Origin of the sequence: Streptomyces sp. NPDC000134 (assembly GCF_042899225.1) — a bacterium.
Lineage (GTDB): Bacteria > Actinomycetota > Actinomycetes > Streptomycetales > Streptomycetaceae > Streptomyces.
This window is the reverse complement of sequence record NZ_JBIAZN010000021.1, coordinates 77,992-100,882: the sequence shown is the minus strand read 5'-3', so window position 1 is coordinate 100,882 and position 22,891 is coordinate 77,992. Positions and strand designations below refer to the sequence as shown.

Here is a 22,891-nt window from a genome sequence, read left to right as displayed (position 1 = left end):
GTGCCCGCGGCGCCGGATGGGAGGGAGGTCGCACGACGAGGTGACCCGGAACGGGTGCCCGAGCGCCCTGACGTCGCGCGACCCTCGCGAGACCGTCGCCGGACCTGCGGGGAACCTTTACCGCGGCCGCACGTCCTCAGGAGGCTCCGGGCGAGCGCAGGTCGGGCAGCAGCGGTACGAGCCGGTCCCAGCGCCGGATCTGGCAGCCGTCGCGCCGGTCGTACGTGGCGTCGACGGGCCGCCCGGCCCAGGTCCCGGTGATCCGCGCGGTGGCCGGACCGCCGTACTGCATGGTGCAGACGCTGCCCTCCGGCACCGGCGCGAAGACGTCGCGCCCGGCGCGCGTGCTCCGCTCCATGGCGGCACAGGCCCCGTCCGGATCGGGATGGGTGCCTCCCCGCTCCGGACGGCAGTACAGCTCGTACGTCCCGTCCGCGGCCTTCCCCGCGTCGCGGACGGTGACGGTGAGCCGGTCCACGCGGTCCTCGTCCCGTACGGGCGGAGGAGCGGCGGTCCCGGCGACCGGGCCGGCGACGGGGGCGGCGGCGGCCGTGGCCGGGGGCATGACGGACAGGGAGGAAAGCGCGGCGGCACAGACGGCGGCGGCGCCGAGGAGACGAGTGAGCTGCGACATGACCTGACTAACGCGCGGGCGCCCCGGACGTTGCGCGACCGGCGGAAGGGCTTTGCCCTGCGGGCTGCCTCCCTAGTACCGTGGGGGGCGATTGGTGACACCGCGCTCGACTGTGTCATCATCGGCAAGCACCGCTCGCGCTCGCCCGCGAGAGGCTGTGTTGTATGGAGGCGTCGCCTAGTCCGGTCTATGGCGCCGCACTGCTAATGCGGTTTGGGCCTTAAAGCCCATCGAGGGTTCAAATCCCTCCGCCTCCGCACAGGATCACCGAAGCCCCGGCCCCGGCCGGGGCTTCGTCGTTCTCCCGACGTTTTCGCAGCTCACAAGGGGTGTGCCGAACGGATTTCACATGACGGCGGCAGTCATGTAATGTTCTTCCTGTCGCCGCGAGCGGGCCGAAAGGACCGAAAGCGGCAGACAACAACAGAACAAGCACTCGTAGCTTAACGGATAGAGCATCTGACTACGGATCAGAAGGTTGCAGGTTCGAATCCTGCCGAGTGCACAGCAGGCCAAAGCCCCCTCGGGATCATCCCGAGGGGGCTTTGCCGTGCCGTCGCCGAAGAGGGGTCCGGCCGCGTCCCTCATGCGTCGGGGCGGCAGTGATCCTCCAGGTACTGGGCGGCCAGGGTGCTGGCGCGGGACAGCCAGTCGTGGAGTACGGCGATCTCGTCGGCGGAGTAGTCGGCGAAGAGGTCGTTCATCCGGGTGTAGTAGGGGGCGTAGACCTCCTGGACCCGGGCCAGTGCCGTCGGCTCGGCCGCGACCCGGACGCGGCGGCGGTCGGCGGGGTCGGGACGGCGCGTGATGTAGCCGGCGCGTTCGAGGCGGTTGAGGATGCCGGTGACCGCCCCCGTGGTGACGTGGGCGCGGGCCGCCAGGTCGCCGGCGGTGAGGAGGTCCTCGCCGGCCTCGATGACGAAGCCGAAGCAGGTGAGGTCGGTGACGTTCAGTCCCGCCTGCTGGGCGATCTCCTGCTGGCCGACCAGGTGGGTCGCGATCAGGTGGTTCATCGCCGACAGTGCCAGTTCCGGGGTGGCGGCCGGACGCGGCGTACCTTGCATTGTCGGTTTCCTTAGTGCGTGAGTGTTTTCTGCGCTAAATTGCTTACGTCGTAAGAGACTTGGGTGGGTCGCTGCGAGGGGGAAGACGTGAGCGTACATCTGTATGACGAGGGGCACACGGTCGCCGGTTGGACCGGGTTCGGGATCGCGACGGTCGGGGCCGGGGTGGTCGGACTGGGGGTCTGTACGGGCTCGGCGGGTGTGGTGGCGGGTGGGCTCGGGGTGGTGGTCGTCAGTCTGCTCGTGACCTGGGCGCTGCATCTCACCGGGTGGGGGAAGCCGCCGGGGCGCCGGCCCCGGGAGCAGTGGCCGTTGCGGGCGCGGGACGTGAGCGCGCGGGGCGGGCACGAGGGGTGCCTCGGGTGCCGGCTGGCCGGGCGGGGGCGTCGGGAGCGGGGGCGGGAACGCGGGGAGCGGCAGGGGCCGGCCGTCATCGTCGTCGTGGGTGAGGGGAAGGCCGCGGCGCGGGAGCGGGAACGGGAGCGGACGGGGGCGGGGGACGCGGGGAGCTGAGCGGCGCCGTGGGGGCGGGGGCGCCGGAAGCGGGCGGTGCCGTCGGAGTGAGGGCGCCGGAAGGGGGGCGGTGCCGTCGGGCCGGGCGTTGTCAGTGGGTGCGTCTAGTGTCGTGAGGGATGGAACAGGCGTGGACGTGCTCGGGGCTGCGATGGTCGGCGGACGGGCCCGTGCTGGTCTGGGACGGGGGGCGGCGCAGCGCGCTGACCTGGGGGAAGAGGGTGGCCTTCGAGGTCGCCGAGGGGGGTGTGCGGACGTGTGTGGGAGCGCGGGGGCACCCGTGTCCGCTGCGGGCGGTCGTGCCGGGGCGGAGTACGGGGGCGCGGTGCGAGGAGTGCGCGCGGCTGGACCGGGCGCACTCCGTCGCCGCCGACACGATCGCCGACGATCCCCGGCCGTACCGCGTGTATCTGGCGTGGTTCGGGCCGGGATTGGCCAAGGTCGGCATCACCGCCGTCGAGCGGGGGACGGCGCGGCTGCTGGAGCAGGGCGCGGTCTGCTTCAGTTGGCTGGGCAGCGGCCCGCTGATGGCCGCGCGGCGCACCGAGGAGTTGCTCCGCGCCGCCCTCCGGGTGCCCGACCGGACCCCGTACGCCGAGAAGCGGGCGGTGCGGTTCGCGCTGCCGGGGACGGAGGGCGAACGGGCGGAGGAGATCGCGGAATTGCACGCGCGGGCGGTGGCGCTCGGGGGATGGCCGGAGTCGCTCACCCGGGAGCCGTTCCGGCCGGTGGACCACGTCCGGGCGTTCGGGCTCGGGGGAGAGCGGACGGCCGTCGTCGGGGAAGTGGCCGAACTCGTTCCGGCGGGCGTGGTGAGCGGTGAGCTGGTGGCGGCGGCCGGGCCGGATCTTCATCTGGGTACGGAGCTGGGGGTGGTCGTGCTGGACACACGGTTGATGGCCGGGTGGGGCCTTGTACCGGTCGGAGGCGGCGCGAGCAGCGGCGGGAGCGACGGCGGCCGGGTCGAGGTGCCGGTGCGGGCGCTGCGGACGCCACGGGCGTCGGGGGGTGAGGTGCGGCAAGAGGGGCTGTTCTGATGCGGGCGGGGGGACGATCGGTGGGCCGGTCTTTGCTTGATGCGGGCGGGGGGACGATCGGTGGCCTGCCGTCTCCCTTGACGCGGATCGAGTGACGATCGGTGGTCTGCCGTCTCCCCTGATGTGGGCGGGGGGACGATCGGTGGTCCGCCGCCTCCCCTGACGCGGGGTGAGGCCGCGAGCGGTGGGCCGTCGTTGATGGGCCGCCGTTGAGGTGCCAGGGCATCTGCGCGGCCCCGGCAGGCCCATGCCGTAGAGCCTGTGGGTTTCTCAGATAAATCACAGGTTGGGAAAAGCATGCTCTCAGAGCGTCCCGACAGGGTGTGGAGCATGACCACGACCTCGCCCCAGGGGCGTACCGAACTGCTGAGGCCGGACGGGAGCCCCGTCCGAGTGCTGGTGGTGGACGACGAGATGTCGATCACCGAGCTGCTGTCCATGGCCCTGCGTTACGAGGGCTGGCAGATCCGCAGCGCCGGTGACGGGACCGGCGCGATCCAGACCGCGCGGGAGTTCCGGCCGGACGCCGTGGTGCTGGACATGATGCTGCCCGACATGGACGGACTGAGCGTGCTGGGCCGGCTGCGGCGGGAGCTGCCGGAGGTGCCGGTGCTGTTCCTCACCGCCAAGGACGCGGTCGAGGACCGTATCGCCGGGCTGACGGCCGGCGGGGACGACTACGTCACCAAGCCGTTCAGCCTGGAGGAGGTCGTCGCGCGGCTGCGCGGGCTGATCCGCCGGGCCGGGGCGGCCGACCGGCGGTCCGAATCCGTGCTGGTCGTCGGTGACCTCACCCTCGACGAGGACAGCCACGAGGTGACGCGGGGCGGGGACAGCATCCACCTCACCGCCACCGAGTTCGAGTTGCTGCGCTTCCTCATGCGCAACCCGCGGCGGGTGCTCAGCAAGGCGCAGATCCTCGACCGGGTGTGGTCCTACGACTTCGGCGGCCAGGCCAACGTCGTGGAGCTGTACATCTCCTATCTGCGGCGGAAGATCGACGCCGGGCGGGAGCCGATGATCCACACGCGGCGCGGCGCGGGGTATCTGATCAAGCCCGCGGTGTCATGACCCCTCGGCGGCGACCGCGTACGCGACGGCGAGCAGGCAAGCCGCGCACGCTGCGGACACGGCTCGTCGTCGCGTCGGTGATGCTGATCGCCGTGGTGTGCGCGGTGATCGGCACGGTGACCGCGGTGGCGCTGCGGTCGCACCTGTACGAGCAGCTCGACGGCAAGCTGCACGAGACCGCGATGCGCGCGGTCGGCGGGCGGGTGCTGGACAAGCGGGACGGTGGCGGGGGGCTCCCCCTTCCCGATCCCGGGAAGCCGGACACGTCCGGGGCCAACGACACCAGGACGGCCGACGACAAGGTCGAGGACCTCGTCACACAGGGTCCGACACAGGTCGGGACCGTGGCCGCCTACGTGGCCGACGGCGCGATCACCAGCGCGGCCGTCGCCGAACAGCGCAACGACAGCGACGGTGTCTTCCAGAGCATGGACGCCGCCGACCTCACGACCGCACAGCGCTCGGCGCTCGCCTCCGTACCGAAGGACGGCGACGCGCACTCGGTTGACCTCCCCGGTCTGGGCGAGTACCGCGTCGAGTACATCACCAGCCGGTACGACGCGTACTACGTCGCCCTGCCGACCGACGACGTCACCAACACCGTCAGCACCCTCATCCTCGTCGAGGTCAGCGTCACCGCCGCCGGCCTGGTCGCGGCCGGCATCGCCGGCTGGGTGCTCGTCGGCGTGGCCACCCGCCCCCTGCGCAAGGTCGCCGCCACCGCCACCCGGGTGTCCGAACTGCCCCTGCACTCCGGCGAGGTGAACCTCGACGAGCGGGTGCCCGAGTCGGAGTGCGACCCGCACAGCGAGGTCGGTCGGGTCGGCGCCGCGCTGAACCGGATGCTGGACCATGTGCACGGGGCGCTGCACGCGAGGCAGGCGAGCGAGACACGCGTCCGGCAGTTCGTCGCGGACGCCAGCCATGAGCTGCGTACCCCGCTGGCGTCGATCCGCGGCTACGCCGAACTCACCCGCCGGGGAAGGGAACAGGTCGGCCCCGACACCCGGCACGCGCTGGGCCGCATCGAGTCCGAGGCCGGGCGGATGACGCTGCTCGTCGAGGACCTGCTGCTGCTGGCCCGGCTGGACGCCGGACGGCCGTTGCAGTTCGAGCGGACCGACCTCGTACCGCTCGTGGTGGACACCGTCAGCGACGCCCGCGCGGCCGGCCCGGACCACCTGTGGCGTCTTGACCTGCCCGACGAACCGGCGCTGGTCTCGGCGGACGCCGCCCGGCTCCAGCAGGTCCTGGTCAACCTGCTCGGCAACGCCCGTAACCACACCCCGCCCGGCACCACGGTCACCGCCCGGGTGCGCAGGAGCGGCCCCTGGGTGTGCGTGGACGTCGAGGACGACGGACAGGGCATCCCACCCGGCCTGCTCCCGCACGTGTTCGAACGGTTCGCACGCGGCGACTCCGCCCGTTCCCGCGCCACCGGCTCGACCGGTCTGGGCCTGGCCATCGTGCAGGCGGTGGCGAGCGCGCACGGCGGCGCGGTCACCGTCGAGAGCGTGCCCGGACGGACGGTGTTCACCGTGCGCCTGCCCGCGCTCGCCGAGCCCCCGGACCGACCGGACCCCCGCCCCGCCCGGCAGACCCGGCCGCAGAGCCCGCCGCAGATCCGGCCGCGAACCCAGCCGCAGACCTCGCCGCAGGACCGCTCACAGGTGCAGCACAGCCTCACCACACGGGTGGAACAGGGGAGTTGAGAACAGTCGGTGTCATGCGAACCGACTCTTCTCCCGGCGACCTGCCGGCGCGGGAGCACCTCCCGGCCGCCGGAGCCGGTACGGCTGTCCTGGACGTAGTGATCCCCGTCTACAACGAGGAGAAGGACCTCCAGCCCTGCGTGCGCAGGCTCCACGAGCATCTCGCGCGCACCTTCCCGTACGGCTTCCGCATCACGGTCGCGGACAACGCCTCCACGGACGCCACCCCGCTCCTGGCCGCGCGACTGGCGGCGGAGCTGGCCGAGGTCAGATCCGTCCGGCTGGAGCAGAAGGGCCGGGGCCGGGCCCTGAGAACCGTCTGGTCGGCGTCGGACGCCCCGGTCCTCGCCTATATGGACGTCGACCTGTCCACCGACCTCAACGCGCTGCTGCCGCTGGTCGCCCCGCTGATATCCGGCCACTCGGACCTGGCGATCGGGTCCCGGCTCAGCCGGAGCAGCAGGGTGGTGCGGGGGGCGAAGCGGGAGTTCATCTCGCGCTCGTACAACCTCATTCTGCGCGGTTCGCTCCAGGCGCGGTTCTCCGACGCCCAGTGCGGGTTCAAGGCGATCCGGCGGGACGTGGCGCGGGTGCTGCTGCCGCTGGTGGAGGACACCGGCTGGTTCTTCGACACCGAGTTGCTGGTGCTCGCCGAGCGGGCCGGGCTGCGGATACACGAGGTGCCGGTCGACTGGGTCGACGACCCGGACTCCACCGTGCACATCGTCAGGACGGCCACCGAGGACCTCAAGGGCGTGTGGCGGGTGGGGCGGGCGCTGGCCACCGGGTCGCTGCCGCTGGACCGGCTCGCCCGGCCGTTCGGCGACGATCCGCGGGACCGGGACCTCGCGGACGTGCCCAGGGGCCTGGCCCGGCAGCTCGTCGGGTTCGTCGTGGTCGGCGTCCTGTCGACGCTGTTCTATCTGCTGCTCTACAGCCTCTTCCGGCAGTTCGGCGGCTCCCAGGCGGCCAACGCGCTGGCGCTGCTCGTCTCCGCGGTCGCCAACACCGCCGCCAACCGGCGGCTGACCTTCGGGGTGCGCGGGCGCGGCGGCGCGATCCGGCACCAGGCGCAGGGCCTGGTCGTCTTCGGCATCGGCCTGGTCCTCACCAGCGGTTCGCTCGCCGCCCTGAACGCGGCCACCACCGACCCCGCGCACTCCACCGAACTGGCGGTGCTCATCGCCGCCAACCTCGCCGCCACGGTGCTGCGCTTCCTGCTCTTCCGGGCGTGGGTCTTCCCGGACCGCCGCGACGACGACCACGACCCCCACCGGCCCGCGCCGCCCCCCGCCCCGCCGTACACCCCCGCCCCGGCACCCGAGCACCACCGCGGCCCGCTGCCGAAGCGGCCCGTGGAGCGCACCCCGCGCACGCACCCGGTGCGCCCGACCGATTCCGACCCGAGGGACATCCGATGACCACGCACTACGAGCGCTACGACGGTACGGACACCCCGTCGCCGGCGCCCGCCCGGAGCAGGCCCTCGGCCGTACGCAGACTGTGGCGCGGCCGGCCCGAGGACCCCCGCTGGGCGCGCCCGGCGCTCCTCGCCCTGCTGCTGGCCACCGCGCTGCTCTACCTGTGGAACCTGAGCGCCTCCGGCTACGCCAACTCCTTCTACTCGGCGGCCGTGCAGGCGGGCAGCCAGTCCTGGAAGGCGTTCTTCTTCGGCTCGCTGGACGCGGCGAACGCCATCACCGTCGACAAGCCCCCGGCCGCCCTGTGGCCGATGGAACTGTCCGTCCGGATCTTCGGGCTCAACTCCTGGGCGATCCTGGCCCCCGAGGTCCTCATGGGGGTCGCGACCGTCGGTGTGGTCGCCGCCTCCGCGCGCCGCTGGTTCGGTCCCGCGGCCGGTCTGATCGCCGGTGCGGTGCTGGCGCTGACCCCGGTCGCGGCGCTGATGTTCCGGTTCAACAACCCGGACGCGATGCTCGCGCTGCTGATGGCGCTGGCCTGCCATCTCGTGGTCCGCGCGCTGGCGGACGGCCGGACGAAGTGGCTGGTGTGGGCGGGCGTGGCGGTCGGCTTCGCGTTCCTCGCCAAGACCCTCCAGGCGTTCCTGATCCTGCCGCCCCTCGCGCTGGTCTACGCGTTCCGCGCGCCGGTCGCCCCGCGCAAACGGCTGGGCCAGCTCGCGCTGGCGACGGCCGCGCTCGTCGTCTCCGGCGGCTGGTGGGTCGCGGTCGTCGAGCTGTGGCCGGCGTCCTCGCGGCCGTACATCGGCGGCTCGCAGCACAACAGCTTCCTGGAGCTGACCTTCGGTTACAACGGCCTGGGCCGGCTCAACGGGGAGGAGACCGGCAGCGTCGGCGGCGGTGCCGGCGCGGGCGGCACGGGGCAGTGGGGGGAGACCGGCTGGGACCGGATGTTCAATTCCGAGATCGGCGGCCAGATCTCCTGGCTGCTCCCGGCCGCGCTGGTCCTGCTGGTGGCGGCGCTGGTGCTGACCCGGCGGGCCGGGCGGACCGACGCGGCGCGCGGCGCGCTGCTGGTCTGGGGCGGTTCGCTGGTGACGACCGCGGCCGTGTTCAGCTACATGGCCGGCATCTTCCACCAGTACTACACGGTCGCCCTCGCTCCCTATCTCGCCGCCGTCGTCGGCATGGGCGCGGTCGCGCTGTGGCGGCGGCGCCGCGAGACGTGGGTGTCCCTCGCGCTGGCCGCCGCCGGCACGGCGACCGCGGCCTGGGGGTACGTCCTGCTCGACCGGACCTCCGGCTATCTGCCCTGGCTGAAATGGCTGGTCCTGGTCGGCGGTCTCCTCGCGGCGTTCGGCCTGGTCTTCGCGGGCCGGCTCCCGCGCCGGGTCGCGTGCGCGGCGGCGGGCCTCGGCCTGGCGGCCTCGCTGGCCGGTCCGACGGCGTACACGCTCAGCACGCTCCAGGAGGGCCACACCGGCTCGATCGTCACGGCCGGCCCGGCCGGCGCGAGCATGGGGGGCGGCCCGGGTGGCGGCGGCGGCCGGGGCGACGGCTTCCCGGGCGGCGGGATGCCCGGCGGCGGCATGCCCGGCCGGAACCAGCAGAACGGCACGGGCGGCGCCGCCCCCGGCCAGGGCCAGAACCAGCCTCCGCAGGGCAACGGCTTCCCCGGAGGGGGCGCGGCCCCCGGTGAGGGCGGCGGTGGCGGCATGGGCGGTCTCCTCGGCGGCGCCGAGGTCGACTCCGCGGCCCGCGAGCTCCTGGAGACCGACGCCGACGACTACACCTGGGCCGCGGCGGCGATCGGCGCCCAGAACGCGGGCAGCTACCAGCTCGCCACCGGCGAGCCCGTGATGGCGATCGGCGGCTTCAACGGCACGGACCCGTCACCGACGCTCGCCCGGTTCAAGGAGTACGTGGCCGAAGGGAAGATCCATTACTTCGTCTCCGGCGGCAACGGCGGCGGCATGGGCGGCTCCGGCAGCGGTACGTCCGCGCGGATCGCGTCCTGGGTCGAGGCCAACTTCACCGAGGTCACGGCCGGTTCGGCCACCTTCTACGACCTGACCCGGCCCGCCGGCGACTGACCCGGCGACCTCCCGCGGCCCGCCGGCGACCTCCCGCGGCCCGCCGGCGGCCGGCCCCGCCTCACTCCGCGGCCAGTCGCGCCGGGAATCCGCCCGTCGCCACCGGCCCCCACTTCTCCGGCGTCACCCGGATGATCGACTTGCCCTGCTGGACCATGGCCCGGCGGTACTCGTCCCAGTCCGGGTGTTCGCCGGCGATGTTGCGGTAGTACTCCACCAGCGGCTCCACGGAGTCCGGGGCGTCGATGACCTCCGCGGTGCCGTCGATCTGCACCCAGGGTCCGTTCCAGTCGTCGCTGAGGACGATCAGGCTGACCCGCGGGTCCCGCTTGGCGTTGCGGGTCTTGGCGCGCTCCGGGTACGTGGAGACCACGATCCGGCCCGTGTCGTCGACCCCGCAGGTCAGCGGCGAGCCCTGGGGGCTCCCGTCGGCCCGGCGGGTCAGCAGGATCGCGCGGTGCCGGGGGCGGACGAAGTCCAGCAACCCGTCGAGGGGGACGCGGGTGTTGGTCGCGATGTTCGGTGCCATGCCGTCAGCGTAGGTCAGGCCCCGGCGCGCGCCGGGGCGGCCGGGCCCGGGATCACGACCACAGCGCCTCCGTCAGGTTGTCGTAGACCGGCACGTCCCGGCGCAGCCCGGACAGCTCCAGGACGCGGCTGGGGACGGACTGCGGCGCGGCCACCACCCGCAGCCGGGCGCTGCCGCCCAGGTGGTGGTGGACCTGGCTGATCAGGCCGACGCCCTGGGAGTCCATGAAATGGGTCGCGGTCAGGTCCAGGACCAGGAGCCGCAGTTCTTCGTCGCGGGCGTCAGCGGTGGACAGGACGAGGGGGAGCAGTTCACGTGCGTTGCAGAAGTCGATCTCCGCGGGGAGGGCGAGGACGGTGCAACCCGACAGATCGCACCGCTCGGGCGGATTCGGGAGGAAGGTCATGTTTAGCCACCTGGCAGACGTTTCATCCGGATTCCGGCAAGGCCGCTTCCTGACCTGACGGCCATTCCATCACGTGGACGGCCGGGCACGGAAGGCGGCCGGGCGGACCGTCGGCCGGGCGTCACCCGCGCGCAACCGAGCAGCTAAAGTGCTCTGCGTCCTGTGCTCGCAGTCGGGAATGTGCTGCGGAGCTCTCCTGCGCACGGTCGAACGGCCGTGCATGCCGAAGAGGTTCGTGGTGACTGCGTCCGAATTTTCTGATTTGCCGCGTTTTGCGACGGGGTTCGAGCTGGCCGAGAACCTGACCGCGGCGGCTCGGGAACTGCACGCCACGGCCACCCCCAACGGCACCCTGCGCACCGCCGTCAAGCTGGCGGTCGCCCTGCTGCCCGGCGCCGAGCACGCGGGCATCTCGGTGATCGAGCGCGGCCACCGCCGCCGCTCGCTGGCCTGGACCGACGAGGTCGTACGGTCCGCCGAGACCGAGACGGAGCCCCTGAGCGGGTCCGACGGGGCGTCAGCTCCCGCCGCGCGGGCGCCGCATCCGCTGTGGGAGCGCCTGTGGACGGCGCCCGTGGCGACGCTGGAGGACAGCCGGGTCGACGAGGCCGGTGCCGCCCTGGCCGGCCTCGGGCTGCGCTCCGCCCTGTCGCTGCGGCTGCGCGCCGACCGGCGCCGGCTGACCGTGCTGACCGCCTACGCGGGCAGACCCCACGCGTTCGACGAGTACGCGGCCCGGGTCGGCCGCCTCTTCACCGCGCACGTCGGCCTGGCCCTGGACTCCTCGACCGTGCGCGAGCAGCTCACCGAGGCCATGCGCACCCGGGACCTGATCGGACAGGCCACCGGCATCCTCATGGAGCGCATGGACATGGACGCGGGCGGCGCCTTCGAGAGCCTGGTGAAGGCGTCCCAGCGGGAGAACGTGAAACTGCGCGACCTGGCCCGCCGCATCGTCGACGCGCAGGGCGCACCCGGGCAGCGAGGCGTTAACGACCGGTGACGGGATATCCGTACGGTCATGAGTCCCGAGACCCCGGACACCCTCGACCACGCCATGGTGCGCAGCCAGGGACTCGACACCCTGCTGCGTGATCTGACCGACCGCGCGGTGCAGGAGGTGTCCGGCGCGGCGGCGTGCAGCATCACCGTCCGCCGGTCCGACCGCCTGCTCACCCTCGCGGGCAGCACGGGCCTGCCGATGGGCCTGGACCTGCGGCAGTACGAGAACGGCTCGGGACCCTGCGTGGACGCCGCCGAGACGGGCCGGACCCAGTACGTCCCCGATGTGGCGACCGAGACCCGCTGGCCGGCGTACACGGACTACGCACGCGCCGCCGGCGTGCGCTGTGTGCTGGCGCTGCCGCTGGACGTGGAGGGCGAGACGGGCGCCGCGCTGAACCTGTACGGCACCGAGCCCCGGGCGCTGGCCGAGGGGCGGCCGACGGCCCGGCTGTTCGCGGAGCGGGCCGCCGGGGCGGTGAACACGGCGCTGCGGATCGAGCGCCAGCGGGCCTCGGTGGCCGATGTGCGCACCGCCCTGCTCTCGCGCAGCGTCATAGACCAGGCGGTCGGCATCCTCATGGCCCGGGAGCGGATCGACGCCGAGGCCGCCCTGGACCGGCTGCGCCGCCTCTCGCAGGACCGGAACGTCAAGCTCCGGGACCTCTGCCAGGACCTGGTGGCCCGGGTGGGCGGCGGCGGAACCGGCGCCCCCGGGCAGCGGAAGGCCGTACCCGGACCCGGCGTACCGAGACCGGGCGTACCGAGACCCGGCGTGCCCGGACCGGGCGTACCCGGACCGGGCACACGGGGCCGGGCCTCAGGCGGCCGGCAGTGACTCCCCCTGGACCGTCTGGATGTCCAGCTCGACCCTGAGCGTGGTCCCGATGGCGGCGATGCCGGCCTGGAGGACCTGGTTGTAGTTCATGGCGAAGTCCTCGCGCCGCAGCTCCGTGGTGGCCCTGAAGGCCGCGCGGGTGCCGCCCCACGGGTCGGCGCCGGTGCCCAGGTAGGACAGGTCCAGGTCGACCGGCCGGACCACGCCGTGCAGGCCCAGCTCGCCGTGGACGGTCCAGCGGTCGGGGCCGGCCACCATGACGCCGGTGGAGCGGTAGGTGATCTCGGGGAACCGCTCGACGTCCAGGAAGTCCGGGGACTTCAGGTGGGTGTCGCGCGTCCCGTTGCCGGTGTCGATGGACGCGGCCTGGATCACCGCCTCCACCCGGGACTTGGTGACGTCGTCCGGGGCGATCTCGACCGTGCCGCCGAACCGCGTGAACCGGCCGTGCACGCTGGAGATGCCCAGGTGCTGGGCGACCGCGGCCACGCTGGAGTGCGCCGGGTCGATGGTCCACGGTCCGGGCGGCGGCAGCTCGGTGCCGCCCTGGCGGGCCAGCGTCACCGTGCCGACCTCGGCCCGGCCGCTGGCGGTCACGATCGCGCTGGCCGCGGCCGGCGCGTACCCGACGGCCGTGACGATGACGGTGTACGCCCCCGGTGCCAGCCCGGTGGTGTCCCGTACGGCCCCCTCGGCGTCCGCCTCGGCGCGCAGCACCTGCGTGCCGGTCATGTCGGTCACCGTGACGACCGCGTGCGACACGGCCCATCCGTCCCTGGTACGGATTCTCGCGGTCAGTCCCATCCCGTTTTCTCCCTGAAAAACCCTGTGAGGCCCTGAAAAGGCCCAAAAATCGGTCGTAAAGAAAGTCGTGCCGTGCAAGTCGTGTCGTGAAGAAAGTCGTAAAGAAACCGGCCCGCGGTGGCGGGCGCACCTCCGCTCAGAGCGCGCACGCCACCACGGGCCGGGGTTCTCGCTACTCGCCGGGGTGGGCGAGTTCGATGTCGTGGCCGTCGGCACCCTGGCCGGTGACCGTCAGGGCGGTCGCCACCGGCGGGTAGCCCGTCGCGATGACGGTGTACTCGCCGCTGTCCAGGTCGGTGAAGGCGTACGCCCCGTCCGAACCGGTGGTGGCGGTGCCGGCCACGTTGCCGGCCGCGTCGACCAGCGTGACGCGGGCGTCGGCCAGCGGGCCGTGCGGCGCCTTGACGACGCCCTGCACCCGGGCGCCGGCCGCCAGGTCGATCTCGACCCGGGTGACGCCGGTGCCGCCGACCTCGACGGGCAGCGCCCGCGGCCGGAACCCGGCGGCGTTGACCGCCACGGTGACCGTGCCCGGCACCAGCTCGGCGAGGGAGAACTCGCCCTGCTCGCCGGAGGTCGAGGTGGCCAGCAGGTCGCCGCGGACGTCGGTCACGATGACCATCGCGTCCTTGACCGGCTGCCCGGACTCGGCGGCCCGGACCAGGCCGGTCAGCCCGCTGGTGCCGCTGAGCAGCACGTCGTAGGCGACCGGCTCGTCGTTGACCACGATCGTGGACGCCTGCGGCTGGTAGCCGTCGGCGGAGGCGATCAGGACGTACGAGCCGGCGCCCGGCGCGTCCACCGCGTAGGAGCCGTCGGCCTGGGCGACCGACCGGCCGAGCTGCCGTCCGCCGAGCGAGATCAGCGTGACCGCGGCCTGCGCCACGGGCGCGCTCTCGGCGCCGCGGACGAAGCCGCGCACCGGGATGCCGCCGGAGACGGGCGTGCGCACCTCACCGGAGCCGGCGGCCGCCGTGGCGACCGCGGCGAGCGGCTGGGTCCGGGTCTCGGCACCCGAGGTCTCCGAGGCCGTCGCGACCGGGCCGGCCGGCACGGGGGCGGGGGCCTGGGCGGCCTCGGCCGAAGCCGGAGCGGCCGGGGCGGCGGAGCCGGAGGTGGCCTCGGCGGCCTGGGCCAGGGCGCCGGTGGTGCGCAGCGGCACCTCCTTGATGAACAGCGTCACGATGAAGGCCAGGAAGGCGATCGGCGCGACGATCAGGAAGATGTCGGCGATGCCGTGCCCGTAGGCGCTCTCCAGCCACTCGCGGATGCCGTGCGGCAGCAGGTCCATGTCGGGGATCGAGCCGCCGCCGGCCGCCTTGCCCGCGGCCGCCTGCTCCTGCGGGCTGAGCTGCCCGATGGTGTCGGTGGCGTAGTGGCTGATCCGGGTGGACATCACGGAGCCGAGCACCGAGACGCCCACCGCGCCGCCGAGGGACCGGAAGAAGGTCACCGTGGAGGACGCGGCGCCCAGGTCGCGCGGGGCCACCTGGTTCTGGGTGCAGAGCACCAGGTTCTGCATCATCATGCCGACGCCGAGACCCATCAGCGCCATGAAGACGCCGATGCGCCAGTACGGGGTGTCGTAGCGCATGCTGCCCAGCAGGCCGAGGCCCGCGGTCAGCAGGACGCCGCCGGCCAGCAGCCAGCCCTTCCACTTGCCGGTCTTGGTGATGACCTGGCCGGAGACGGTGGAGGAGATGAACAGGCCGCCGATCATCGGGATCGTCATGACACCCGACATGGTCGGGGACTTGTCCCGGGCCAACTGGAAGTACTGGCTGAAGTAGACGGTGCCCGCGAACATCGCGATACCGACGAACAGCGAGGCGAGCGACGCCAGGGTGATGGTGCGGTTCTTGAACAGGCGCAGCGGGATGATCGGCTCGCTGGCCTTGGTCTCGACGAAGCAGAAGATCGCCGTCAGGACGATCGCGCCGCCGACCATGACGCCCGTCTGCCAGGACATCCAGTCGTACTTGTCGTCGGCGAAGGTGACCCAGACGAGCAGCAGGCAGACCGCGGCGGTGACGAAGAAGGCACCGGCCCAGTCGACCTTGACCTGGCGCTTGACCACCGGCAGGTGGAGCGTCTTCTGCAGCACGACGAGCGCGATGAGCGCGAAGGGCACACCGACGTACAGGCACCAGCGCCAGCCGAGCCAGCTCGTGTCGGTGATCACGCCGCCGAGCAGCGGGCCGCCGACGGTCGCGACGGCGAAGGTCGCGCCCAGGTAGCCGGAGTACCGGCCGCGCTCGCGCGGCGAGATCATCGCGGCCATGATGATCTGGGCCAGGGCGGACAGACCGCCGGCGCCCAGGCCCTGGATGACCCGCGCGCTGATCAGCATCGCCGGGTTCTGCGACAGACCGGCGACGACGGAGCCGACGACGTAGACGCAGAGGGCTATCTGGACCAGGGCCTTCTTGCTGACCAGGTCCGCGAGCTTGCCCCACAGGGGAGTGGAGGCGGTCATCGCCAGCAGCGAGGCGGTGACGACCCAGGTGTAGGCGCTCTGGCCGCCGCCGAGGTCGCCGATGATCTCGGGCAGGGCGTTCGAGACGATGGTCGAGGACAGGATGGCGGCGAACATGCCGAGCAGCAGCCCGGACAGCGCCTCCATGATCTGCCGGTGCGACATCGGAGCGTCTCCGGAGGAGCCTCCCCCGTGCTTGGCATGAGCCCGCACACCGGCTGGTGTGGTCGTTGCCATGGACTTCCTTTACTTACGTGGTGATCGCGGGTGTACGGGTGGTCTCTTCGACCGCGGGTGGTGCGGCGGCCCGGACCGGGGCGGACCGGCAGTCGTCGAAGCTCGCCCGGAGCCGGGCCATGAGCCGGCTGAGCTGCCCGACTTCCTCGTCGGTCCAGTCGTTCAGGCGGTGGGCGAGCAACTGCGTGGTCCGCTCGGACAGCTCGTCGAGCTGTGCCTGGCCCTCGGGCGTCAGGCGCAGGATGCGTGAGCGCTTGTCCGCCGGGTCGGGGTGGCGTTCGATCCAGCCCCGCTCGGCGATGTGGGCGACGTGCCGGCTGGTGACCGACATGTCCACGGCGAGCAACTCGGCGAGCTTGCTCATGCGCATGTCGCCGTGCCGGCCGAGCAGTGTCAGGACGGCCGCTGAGCCGCCGGGGCACTCGGGCGGCAGGATGCGTCCCAGCTCGCGCTTCACGGCGCCGAAGGCGCTGAACTGACGGATCAGCTCCTCGTACTGCGCCTTCTCGGCCATCTGCACCTCCCGTATTCGTTGCTTTGAGCAACCATAGAAGCGGATGGTTGCTGAAGGCAAATAAAGAAGGTCAGGAGGAGGCCAAAACTTGGCAAAGGCAAGTATTGCGAAAGTAAACGTGCAGGTGACCGGGGGCGTGCCCGGTCCGGGTGACTGCGCGGACCCGCGCTTGGGTCGCACCGGCGGATTCGCTAGTGTCTCGGCCCATGGCTAACACCCAGGGCCCCCAGGGCAATTACGACCCCGCTGGCAGCACCCAGATGTTCCGCGCGTTCGTCGACGAGGGCGGTCCGCAGACCCCGCGGGCGGCGGCTCCCGCCTCCTCCGGCCCCCGCGTCGGCCTGATCATCGGCGTCGTGGTCGCCGTCGTGGTCGTCGCGGCCGTGGCCTGGCTCGCACTGAAGTAGCAGCCGGCCCGTCCCCTCCTCTGTTCCGCGCGTACGACATCGCCGCGGGAGCGTCCTGGAACGCTCCCGCGGCGATGTCGTACGTCTGTTCGGGGGCTCAGTCGGAGATGAGGCCCTCGCGCAACTGGGACAGGGTGCGGGTCAGCAGCCGCGAGACGTGCATCTGGGAGATGCCGACCTCCTCGCCGATCTGCGACTGGGTCATGTTGGCGAAGAAGCGCAGCATGATGATCCGCCGCTCCCGGGGCGGCAGCTTGGCCAGCAGCGGCTTGAGGGACTCGCGGTACTCCACGCCCTCCAGCGCCGTGTCCTCGTAGCCCAGGCGGTCCGCCAGCGAGCCCTCGCCGCCGTCGTCCTCGGGGGCGGGGGAGTCCAGCGAGGAGGCGGTGTAGGCGTTGCCCACCGCGAGGCCGTCGACGACGTCCTCCTCCGACACCCCCAGCACGGCGGCCAGCTCGGCGACGGTCGGCGAGCGGTCGAGCTTCTGGGACAGCTCGTCGGACGCCTTGGTCAGCGCCAGCCGCAGCTCCTGGAGCCGGCGCGGCACCCGCACCGACCAGGACGTGTCCCGGAAGAACCGTTTGATCTCGCCCACGACCGTCGGCATCGCGAAGGTCGGGAACTCCACGCCCCGCTCGCAGTCGAACCGGTCGATCGCCTTGATCAGGCCGATGGTGCCGACCTGGACGATGTCCTCCATCGGCTCGTTGCGCGAGCGGAACCGCGCGGCGGCGTAGCGCACCAGCGGCAGGTTCAGCTCGATCAGGGTGTCCCGGACGTAGGCGCGCTCGGGGCTGTTCTCGTCGAGTGCGGCGAGCCGCAGGAACAGGGAGCGGGACAGGGTGCGGGTGTCGATGTTCGTCGGGGCCGGCAGGGCCGGGAACTCCGCCGCCGGTCCGGCCTGGGCCGGTACGGCGTCGAGCGCCGGGACGTCATCGATGGAGCCGAGCGCGTCGAGCGCGTCGGGCGCGGTCTCGCTCTCCGCGAGCGCGAGCACCTTCGAGCTGCCCTGGTCTGCGGACATGCCACCCCCTTTGGGTCGCGGGACGGTCACGGCTGACGCTCCCACGCCGGGAACGCAGCCTTCACCTGAATACCGGAGCCGGGGCTCCGGCAAACGCTCTTCCCGCAGAATGTCACATGTCGGCAACACGCTGTAGTGACTTGTCGACATGCGAGATGCGAATACGCCCTGGAGAAAGGGGGTCTGACGGACTTTCGGGGGTGAACCACCGGCAACGTCCCTGGTGAGCGATTCGCTCTCCCCGGTTATCGCCCGAGCGGGCTTTCGATTAGGCGTCGATCCGATTCGCGGACCGCAAACGCTGGAAGCTCCGTGCGAGCAGCCGCGAGACGTGCATCTGGGAGACGCCGAGTTCCGCACTGATCTGCGACTGGGTGAGGTTGCTGTAGTAGCGCAGCAGCAGAATGCGCTGTTCCCGCTCCGGCAACTGGACGAGCAGATGGCGGACGAGATCGCGGTGCTCCACGCCGTCGAGCGCGGGGTCCTCGTAGCCGAGCCGGTCCAGCAGTCCGGGCAGCCCGTCGCCCTCCTGCGCGGCCTCCAGCGAGGTGGCGTGGTACGACCGGCCCGCCTCGATGCAGGACAGCACCTCCTCCTCGGTGATGCGCAGCCGCTCGGCGATCTCGGAGGTGGACGGGGAGCGTCCGAAGGCGGTCGTCAGGTCCTCGGTCGCGCTGTTCACCTGGACCCACAGCTCGTGCAGCCGGCGCGGCACGTGGACCGTGCGGACGTTGTCCCGGAAGTACCGCTTGATCTCGCCGACCACGGTCGGCATCGCGAAGGTCGGGAACTGCACGCCCCGCTCGGGGTCGAAGCGGTCGATGGCGTTGATGAGCCCGATGGTGCCGACCTGGACGACGTCCTCCATCGGCTCGTTGCGGGAGCGGAAGCGGGCGGCGGCGTAGCGCACCAGCGGGAGGTTGGCCTCGATGAGCGCAGCCCGCACCCGGGTGTGCTCCGGCGTGCCGGCCCGCAGCTCCTTGAGTTCGGCGAAGAGCACCTGGGTCAGGGCCCGGGTGTCGGCGCCCCGGCTGCTGCGCTGGGGCGCGGGGGCCTCCGGGGACGGTGCTTGAGGCGCAGTACTGGCCGGCACGGTCAACTCCACCTCGTGATCCGTCAACTCATCCGTCAGAAGCGGTCATAGCATCACAAGACATGTGCATTGTGTGCAAGCACCCGATAACCTCGTGTTGACGGATGAACATCCGCGAACAGGTACGTCCGGCACGCAGAACGGCCCCGCACCGAGGAGGTGCGGGGCCGCTGCGTGGGACCGGGCTAGGGCCTGTCGTTTGGATCACCCCGCGTCTGCGGGCTGATCCAAACGACAGGCCCTAGACCTCGTAGTCGGCGATCACCCAGGTGGCGAACTCGCGCCAGAGGGCCACGCCCGCCTGGTGCGCCGGGTGCTCCAGGTACCGCTGGAGGGCGTCGGTGTCGTCCACCGCCGAGTTGATCGCGAAGTCGTAGGCGATGGGCCGGTCGGTGATGTTCCAGGCGCACTCCCAGAAGCGCAGCTCCGGGATCTGCCCGCCCAGGGCGCGGAAGGCGGCGACGCCCTCCGTCACGCGCGGATCGTCGCGCTCGACGCCCTCGTCGAGCTTGAACAGGACCAGGTGGCGAATCATCACTTACCTCCGTGGGCGACCCAGGTCATGAAGTCGCCGATGGCCTTGGCGGCGTCGGAAATGCCCTCGAACCCTATCTGGACATAGTCCGCGGCCTTGGCCGGGTCGGTGATGATCAGATACAGCACGAAGACCACGAGTACATAGACGGCGATCCTCTTCGCGTTCACCGCCATCGCGGCCTCCCCTGTCGCTGCTGTCATGGCTGTCGCTGCTGTCACGGCTGTCATGGCCTGGCTGTCACTGCTGCCCCGAGCGCTGGTCATGATCGCACGAAGGGCCCCGTCTGACGACGGGGCCCTTCTCAAGCGGTAGCGGAGGGATTTGAACCCTCGGTGACTTGCGCCACACTCGCTTTCGAGGCGAGCTCCTTCGGCCGCTCGGACACGCTACCGAGACAGACCTTACCGCACGCCGGCGGGTGCTCAGAAATCGGTGCTCAGCGGTCCCGGAAGAAGCCGGTGAGCAGCCCCGCGCACTCCGCGGCGAGCACGCCCTCGATCACCTCGGGCCGGTGGTTGAGCCGCCGGTCGCGGACGACGTCCCACAGGGAGCCGGCCGCGCCCGCCTTCTCGTCCCGGGCGCCGTAGACCACCCGGTCCACCCGGGACTGCACGAGGGCGCCCGCGCACATCGTGCAGGGCTCCAGCGTGACCACCAGGGTGCAGTCGGTCAGCCGCCACGCGCCGAGTTTCGCCGCGGCCCGCCGGATGGCGAGGACCTCGGCGTGCGCGGTCGGGTCGCCGGTGGCCTCGCGCTCGTTGTGCCCGGCCGCCAGCACGGTGCCGCCGTCCGGTGCCAGGACGACGGCGCCGACGGGGACGTCGCCGTCCCGGGCGGCGTCGCGCGCCTCGGCCAGGGCGAGCCGCATCGCGGGCCGCCAGGGGTCGCGCACCGGGTCCGGCGGGCCCGGTGCGTCGGTCGGTGCGGTCAGCGGACGGTCTCCAGTACCTCGGAGGCGCCCAGGGCCTCGGCGATCTCGGTGAGCGCGTCCTCGGACATGGCGCGCAGTTCCTTCTCGCTCACGCCGAGGTCGTCCAGGATCTCGGGGTCGCCCACCGGGCCGTGCGGCACGGTCGACTCGGCGGCGCCGGTGGCCGGTTCGGCACCGCCGGCGTCGTCGTCGGCGTCGTCGTCGGGCTCACCGTCCTCCGTGCCGTCGAGGTCGAGGGCGTCCAGGTCGGTGCCGTCGTTCCCGGTTTCCCGGCCGAGCAGTTCGTCGAGCAGGATCTCCCCGTACGAACTGCGGACGGCGGCGGAGGCGTCGGAGACGTAGATACGAGGGTCGTCCTCGCCGTCCACGCGGACGACGCCGAACCACCCGTCCTCCTGCTCGATCAGGACCAGCACCGTGTCCTCGTCGGGAGAGGCTTCCCGGGCCAGGTCGGCCAGATCCGACAGGGTCTCCACATCGTCGAGCTCTGTGTCGCTCGCTTCCCACCCGTCTTCGGTGCGCGCGAGCAGTGCGGCGAAGTACACCGTGACTCTCCCACTGGTCATAGGCGTGCCGGTTGGGGGTCCCCCCGGCGGAGGTGTGGGCGGGGAGAGCGGGCTCCGAGCCCCACCCACTCGGAATCGTGGCAGAAACCAGGCGTTCAGGGGACGTCTTCGGCTCCCTGTGTCCGCCGGCAGTTTCGATCGTGCCCGTTGCCGCCACGTGCGGATCGTACGCGGCTTTCACCAGCGTCCGCGCATGCCCGCGTCGGGGCAACACCGGCGCGGCGCGCGATCTTCCCGAGTGGGCGGGGTCACCAGCGGAAGGTACTCATCCGCAGGGCCTGGCGCAGTCTGGCCACCTTGGCGCGGCGCGGCTGGACCCGGTCCCGCAGTTCGCGGGCCTCGGCCAGTTCGCGCAGGAAGCGGGCCCGTCGTCGACGGCGTTCGGCGTCGGGCTCCGCGGACCGCCGCGCGGCCCGGTCGGTCTCCGCCCCCACTGGTCCGCCGGGGGGCGGCGTGTCGTGGAATTCCTGATCAGCCACAGTGTCACCAATCCACGTGCGTCCTGTCTGTCTTCCCCCGGCCGGGTGGTTGACGCCTGCGGACCGCCGATCGGGTCCGTGCGGGCGCGGGGACGTCCGGCCGCCGGGGCCCGGTTACTGTGGGGGACATGCGTCTCCACGTCGTCGACCACCCCCTGGTCGCCCACAAGCTCACCACGCTGCGCGACCAGCGCACCGACTCCGCGACCTTCCGTCGGCTCGCCGACGAACTGGTCACCCTCCTCGCCTACGAGGCGACCCGCGACGTGCGCACCGAGCAGGTCGACATCCAGACGCCGGTCGAGCGGACCACCGGCGTGAAGCTGTCCCACCCGCGCCCCCTGGTCGTGCCGATCCTGCGGGCCGGGCTCGGCATGCTGGACGGCATGGTCCGGCTGCTGCCGACCGCCGAGGTCGGCTTCCTGGGCATGGTGCGCAACGAGGAGACGCTCCAGGCGTCCACCTACGCCACGCGGATGCCGGACGACCTCTCGGGCCGTCAGGTGTACGTCCTGGACCCGATGCTGGCGACGGGCGGGACCCTGGTGGCGGCCATCAAGGAACTGATCGGGCGCGGCGCCGACGACGTGACCGCCGTGGTGCTGCTGGCCGCCCCCGAGGGCGTCGCGGTGATGGAGCGCGAGCTGGCGGGCACGCCGGTGACGGTCGTGACGGCCTCGGTCGACCGGCACCTCAACGAGCAGGGCTACATCGTGCCGGGTCTCGGCGACGCGGGCGACCGGATGTACGGGGCGGCCGAGTAGGCCGGCGGCTGCCCCGTCCGGCGCGGCCGGAGCGGATCAGCAGCCGTTCTTCCGCCCGCCGCCCGCGCTGGCGGCGGGCTTCGGCGTCTTCTTCAGCGCGGCCAGCGCCGTGTCGGCCTGTGCCTTCTTCGCCAGGCCCGTGAACTTGTCGCCGATGACGAGGTCGACGGCGGCACCCTTGCGGGCGGCGTCGGTGCGGTGCTCGGCGGCGGGAAGCTGGGTGCCGAGCACGGGCAGGGCGGTCTTCAGGGCCGCGGCGGGGCCCAGCAGCAGGCCGGTGCCCTTGACCTTCTTGTCGAACCGCGCGGGCGCGTTGCCCACCTCGCCGATGCGGAAGCCGCGCTTCCGCAGCTCGTCGGCGGTCTGCTTGGCGAGGCCGCTGCGGGTGGTGGCGTTGAGCACGTTGACCGTGATCTTCCCCGGCGCGGGGAGCGCGGTGGCGGAGGCCGCCGAGGGGCTCGCGCCGGTGGTGCGGTCCGTACGGCACGCGACCGCGCCGGCCGCCGATGCCTCGTCGCCGCCGGTGAAGACGTCGATGAGCTGGAGGGTGCCCCAGCCGAGCACCCCGAGGACGGCGGCACAGGCGACGGCGAGGAACGCGAGCCTGCCGCGCCGCCGAGAGGGCCGCATCCGCGGGTACTTGTCACCCGTGATCCGGTACTGGCCGCCCATGCCGGGAGGAGTCAGCATGCTCATGAGCGCAGCGTAGTGCGCCCGGACGGCAATGCCTACTAGATG

Annotated in this window: 24 protein-coding genes, 3 tRNA genes and 1 pseudogene; 12 read left to right on the top strand and 16 right to left on the bottom strand. The window is 72.3% G+C overall.

The window, feature by feature from the left end:
• Positions 1-136 precede the first annotated feature (136 nt).
• Positions 137-634: an SSI family serine proteinase inhibitor gene (locus ACFY32_RS27690; RefSeq protein WP_390675579.1), complete on the bottom strand. Its 498-nt coding sequence runs from the start codon at positions 632-634 to the stop codon at positions 137-139.
• 166 nt (positions 635-800) lie between these two features.
• Here ACFY32_RS27690 and ACFY32_RS27685 point away from each other — a divergent pair.
• Both ACFY32_RS27685 and ACFY32_RS27680 read left to right on the top strand, forming a co-directional pair.
• Positions 801-891, top strand: a tRNA-Ser gene (locus ACFY32_RS27685).
• 175 nt (positions 892-1,066) lie between these two features.
• A tRNA-Arg gene (locus ACFY32_RS27680) sits at positions 1,067-1,139 on the top strand.
• Positions 1,140-1,218: 79 nt separating this feature from the next.
• Here ACFY32_RS27680 and ACFY32_RS27675 read toward each other — a convergent pair.
• Positions 1,219-1,698 carry a MarR family winged helix-turn-helix transcriptional regulator gene (locus ACFY32_RS27675; protein WP_390675578.1) on the bottom strand — a complete coding sequence of 160 codons (480 nt, stop codon included), beginning with the start codon at positions 1,696-1,698 and terminating at the stop codon, positions 1,219-1,221.
• A gap of 87 nt (positions 1,699-1,785) precedes the next feature.
• Here ACFY32_RS27675 and ACFY32_RS27670 point away from each other — a divergent pair, with 87 nt between their 5' ends.
• The 6 genes from ACFY32_RS27670 (at position 1,786) to ACFY32_RS27645 (ending at position 9,545) form a co-directional block, all read left to right on the top strand.
• Positions 1,786-2,211, top strand: a complete 426-nt coding sequence (locus ACFY32_RS27670; RefSeq protein ID WP_390675577.1) for an HGxxPAAW family protein — start codon at positions 1,786-1,788, stop codon at positions 2,209-2,211.
• 119 nt (positions 2,212-2,330) lie between these two features.
• On the top strand, positions 2,331-3,248 hold the full coding sequence (locus ACFY32_RS27665) for a DUF2797 domain-containing protein (RefSeq protein WP_390675576.1): 918 nt from the start codon (positions 2,331-2,333) through the stop codon (positions 3,246-3,248).
• Between the two features lie 330 nt (positions 3,249-3,578).
• Positions 3,579-4,319, top strand: coding sequence for a response regulator transcription factor (locus tag ACFY32_RS27660; protein WP_359190659.1), 741 nt, complete (start codon positions 3,579-3,581; stop codon positions 4,317-4,319).
• Positions 4,316-6,031, top strand: coding sequence for a sensor histidine kinase (locus tag ACFY32_RS27655; protein ID WP_390675575.1), 1,716 nt, complete (start codon positions 4,316-4,318; stop codon positions 6,029-6,031). The genes ACFY32_RS27660 and ACFY32_RS27655 overlap by 4 nt, the downstream gene beginning before the upstream one ends.
• A 14-nt stretch (positions 6,032-6,045) precedes the next feature.
• The gene (locus tag ACFY32_RS27650; protein WP_390675574.1) at positions 6,046-7,452 is read left to right on the top strand and encodes a glycosyltransferase; all 1,407 of its coding nucleotides are present in this window, start codon (positions 6,046-6,048) and stop codon (positions 7,450-7,452) included.
• Positions 7,449-9,545 carry an ArnT family glycosyltransferase gene (locus ACFY32_RS27645; protein ID WP_390675573.1) on the top strand — a complete coding sequence of 699 codons (2,097 nt, stop codon included), beginning with the start codon at positions 7,449-7,451 and terminating at the stop codon, positions 9,543-9,545. Before ACFY32_RS27650 ends, ACFY32_RS27645 begins: the two co-directional genes overlap by 4 nt.
• A 61-nt stretch (positions 9,546-9,606) precedes the next feature.
• Here the strand turns inward: ACFY32_RS27645 and ACFY32_RS27640 are convergent, their stop codons facing one another.
• Together ACFY32_RS27640 and ACFY32_RS27635 are read right to left on the bottom strand one after the other, a co-directional pair.
• A complete protein-coding gene (locus ACFY32_RS27640; protein ID WP_359190671.1) occupies positions 9,607-10,074 on the bottom strand; it encodes a PPOX class F420-dependent oxidoreductase in 468 nt (155 codons plus the stop codon).
• Positions 10,075-10,126: 52 nt separating this feature from the next.
• Positions 10,127-10,480, bottom strand: coding sequence for an STAS domain-containing protein (locus ACFY32_RS27635; protein ID WP_359190674.1), 354 nt, complete (start codon positions 10,478-10,480; stop codon positions 10,127-10,129).
• 220 nt (positions 10,481-10,700) lie between these two features.
• Here ACFY32_RS27635 and ACFY32_RS27630 point away from each other — a divergent pair, with 220 nt between their 5' ends.
• Together ACFY32_RS27630 and ACFY32_RS27625 are read left to right on the top strand one after the other, a co-directional pair.
• The gene (locus ACFY32_RS27630; RefSeq protein WP_359190677.1) at positions 10,701-11,483 is read left to right on the top strand and encodes an ANTAR domain-containing protein; all 783 of its coding nucleotides are present in this window, start codon (positions 10,701-10,703) and stop codon (positions 11,481-11,483) included.
• An 18-nt stretch (positions 11,484-11,501) separates the two neighbouring features.
• Positions 11,502-12,188: pseudogene (locus ACFY32_RS27625) on the top strand (ANTAR domain-containing protein); the annotation flags it as partial.
• A 114-nt stretch (positions 12,189-12,302) separates the two neighbouring features.
• On the opposite strand, the gene ACFY32_RS27620 reads toward ACFY32_RS27625, so the two are convergent.
• From ACFY32_RS27620 to ACFY32_RS27610, 3 genes are all read right to left on the bottom strand, one after another.
• The gene (locus ACFY32_RS27620) at positions 12,303-13,124 is read right to left on the bottom strand and encodes a YceI family protein (RefSeq protein WP_390675572.1); all 822 of its coding nucleotides are present in this window, start codon (positions 13,122-13,124) and stop codon (positions 12,303-12,305) included.
• 172 nt (positions 13,125-13,296) lie between these two features.
• Positions 13,297-15,837 (bottom strand): MFS transporter, encoded by a 2,541-nt coding sequence (locus tag ACFY32_RS27615; RefSeq protein WP_359190683.1) that lies wholly within the window; start codon positions 15,835-15,837, stop codon positions 13,297-13,299.
• 13 nt (positions 15,838-15,850) lie between these two features.
• A complete protein-coding gene (locus ACFY32_RS27610; protein WP_359190686.1) occupies positions 15,851-16,351 on the bottom strand; it encodes a MarR family transcriptional regulator in 501 nt (166 codons plus the stop codon).
• 206 nt (positions 16,352-16,557) lie between these two features.
• Here ACFY32_RS27610 and ACFY32_RS27605 point away from each other — a divergent pair, with 206 nt between their 5' ends.
• The gene (locus ACFY32_RS27605) at positions 16,558-16,758 is read left to right on the top strand and encodes a hypothetical protein (protein WP_359190689.1); all 201 of its coding nucleotides are present in this window, start codon (positions 16,558-16,560) and stop codon (positions 16,756-16,758) included.
• A 97-nt stretch (positions 16,759-16,855) separates the two neighbouring features.
• On the opposite strand, the gene ACFY32_RS27600 is transcribed toward ACFY32_RS27605, so the two are convergent.
• The 8 genes from ACFY32_RS27600 to ACFY32_RS27565 all read right to left on the bottom strand — a co-directional run bounded on the left by ACFY32_RS27600 (position 16,856) and on the right by ACFY32_RS27565 (position 21,344).
• Positions 16,856-17,782, bottom strand: coding sequence for an RNA polymerase sigma factor SigF (locus ACFY32_RS27600; protein WP_359190692.1), 927 nt, complete (start codon positions 17,780-17,782; stop codon positions 16,856-16,858).
• Positions 17,783-18,050: 268 nt separating this feature from the next.
• Positions 18,051-18,914, bottom strand: coding sequence for an RNA polymerase sigma factor SigF (locus ACFY32_RS27595; protein WP_390675598.1), 864 nt, complete (start codon positions 18,912-18,914; stop codon positions 18,051-18,053).
• 202 nt (positions 18,915-19,116) lie between these two features.
• Entirely contained in the window at positions 19,117-19,410 is a 294-nt protein-coding gene (locus tag ACFY32_RS27590; protein WP_359190698.1) for a Dabb family protein, read from the bottom strand.
• The gene (locus tag ACFY32_RS27585) at positions 19,410-19,613 is read right to left on the bottom strand and encodes a hypothetical protein (protein WP_359190939.1); all 204 of its coding nucleotides are present in this window, start codon (positions 19,611-19,613) and stop codon (positions 19,410-19,412) included. Before ACFY32_RS27585 ends, ACFY32_RS27590 begins: the two co-directional genes overlap by 1 nt.
• Positions 19,614-19,719: 106 nt before the next feature.
• A tRNA-Ser gene (locus ACFY32_RS27580) sits at positions 19,720-19,804 on the bottom strand.
• Positions 19,805-19,849: 45 nt separating this feature from the next.
• Positions 19,850-20,281, bottom strand: a complete 432-nt coding sequence (tadA, locus tag ACFY32_RS27575) for a tRNA adenosine(34) deaminase TadA (RefSeq protein WP_359190913.1) — start codon at positions 20,279-20,281, stop codon at positions 19,850-19,852.
• Between the two features lie 59 nt (positions 20,282-20,340).
• The gene (locus ACFY32_RS27570; protein WP_390675597.1) at positions 20,341-20,889 is read right to left on the bottom strand and encodes a tRNA adenosine deaminase-associated protein; all 549 of its coding nucleotides are present in this window, start codon (positions 20,887-20,889) and stop codon (positions 20,341-20,343) included.
• Between the two features lie 269 nt (positions 20,890-21,158).
• Entirely contained in the window at positions 21,159-21,344 is a 186-nt protein-coding gene (locus tag ACFY32_RS27565) for a hypothetical protein (protein WP_359190919.1), read from the bottom strand.
• A 173-nt stretch (positions 21,345-21,517) separates the two neighbouring features.
• Here ACFY32_RS27565 and upp point away from each other — a divergent pair, with 173 nt between their 5' ends.
• Positions 21,518-22,153, top strand: coding sequence for a uracil phosphoribosyltransferase (gene upp, locus ACFY32_RS27560; RefSeq protein WP_359190701.1), 636 nt, complete (start codon positions 21,518-21,520; stop codon positions 22,151-22,153).
• Positions 22,154-22,189: 36 nt separating this feature from the next.
• On the opposite strand, the gene ACFY32_RS27555 is transcribed toward upp, so the two are convergent.
• Positions 22,190-22,825, bottom strand: a complete 636-nt coding sequence (locus ACFY32_RS27555) for a LytR C-terminal domain-containing protein (protein ID WP_390675596.1) — start codon at positions 22,823-22,825, stop codon at positions 22,190-22,192.
• Positions 22,826-22,891 lie beyond the last annotated feature (66 nt).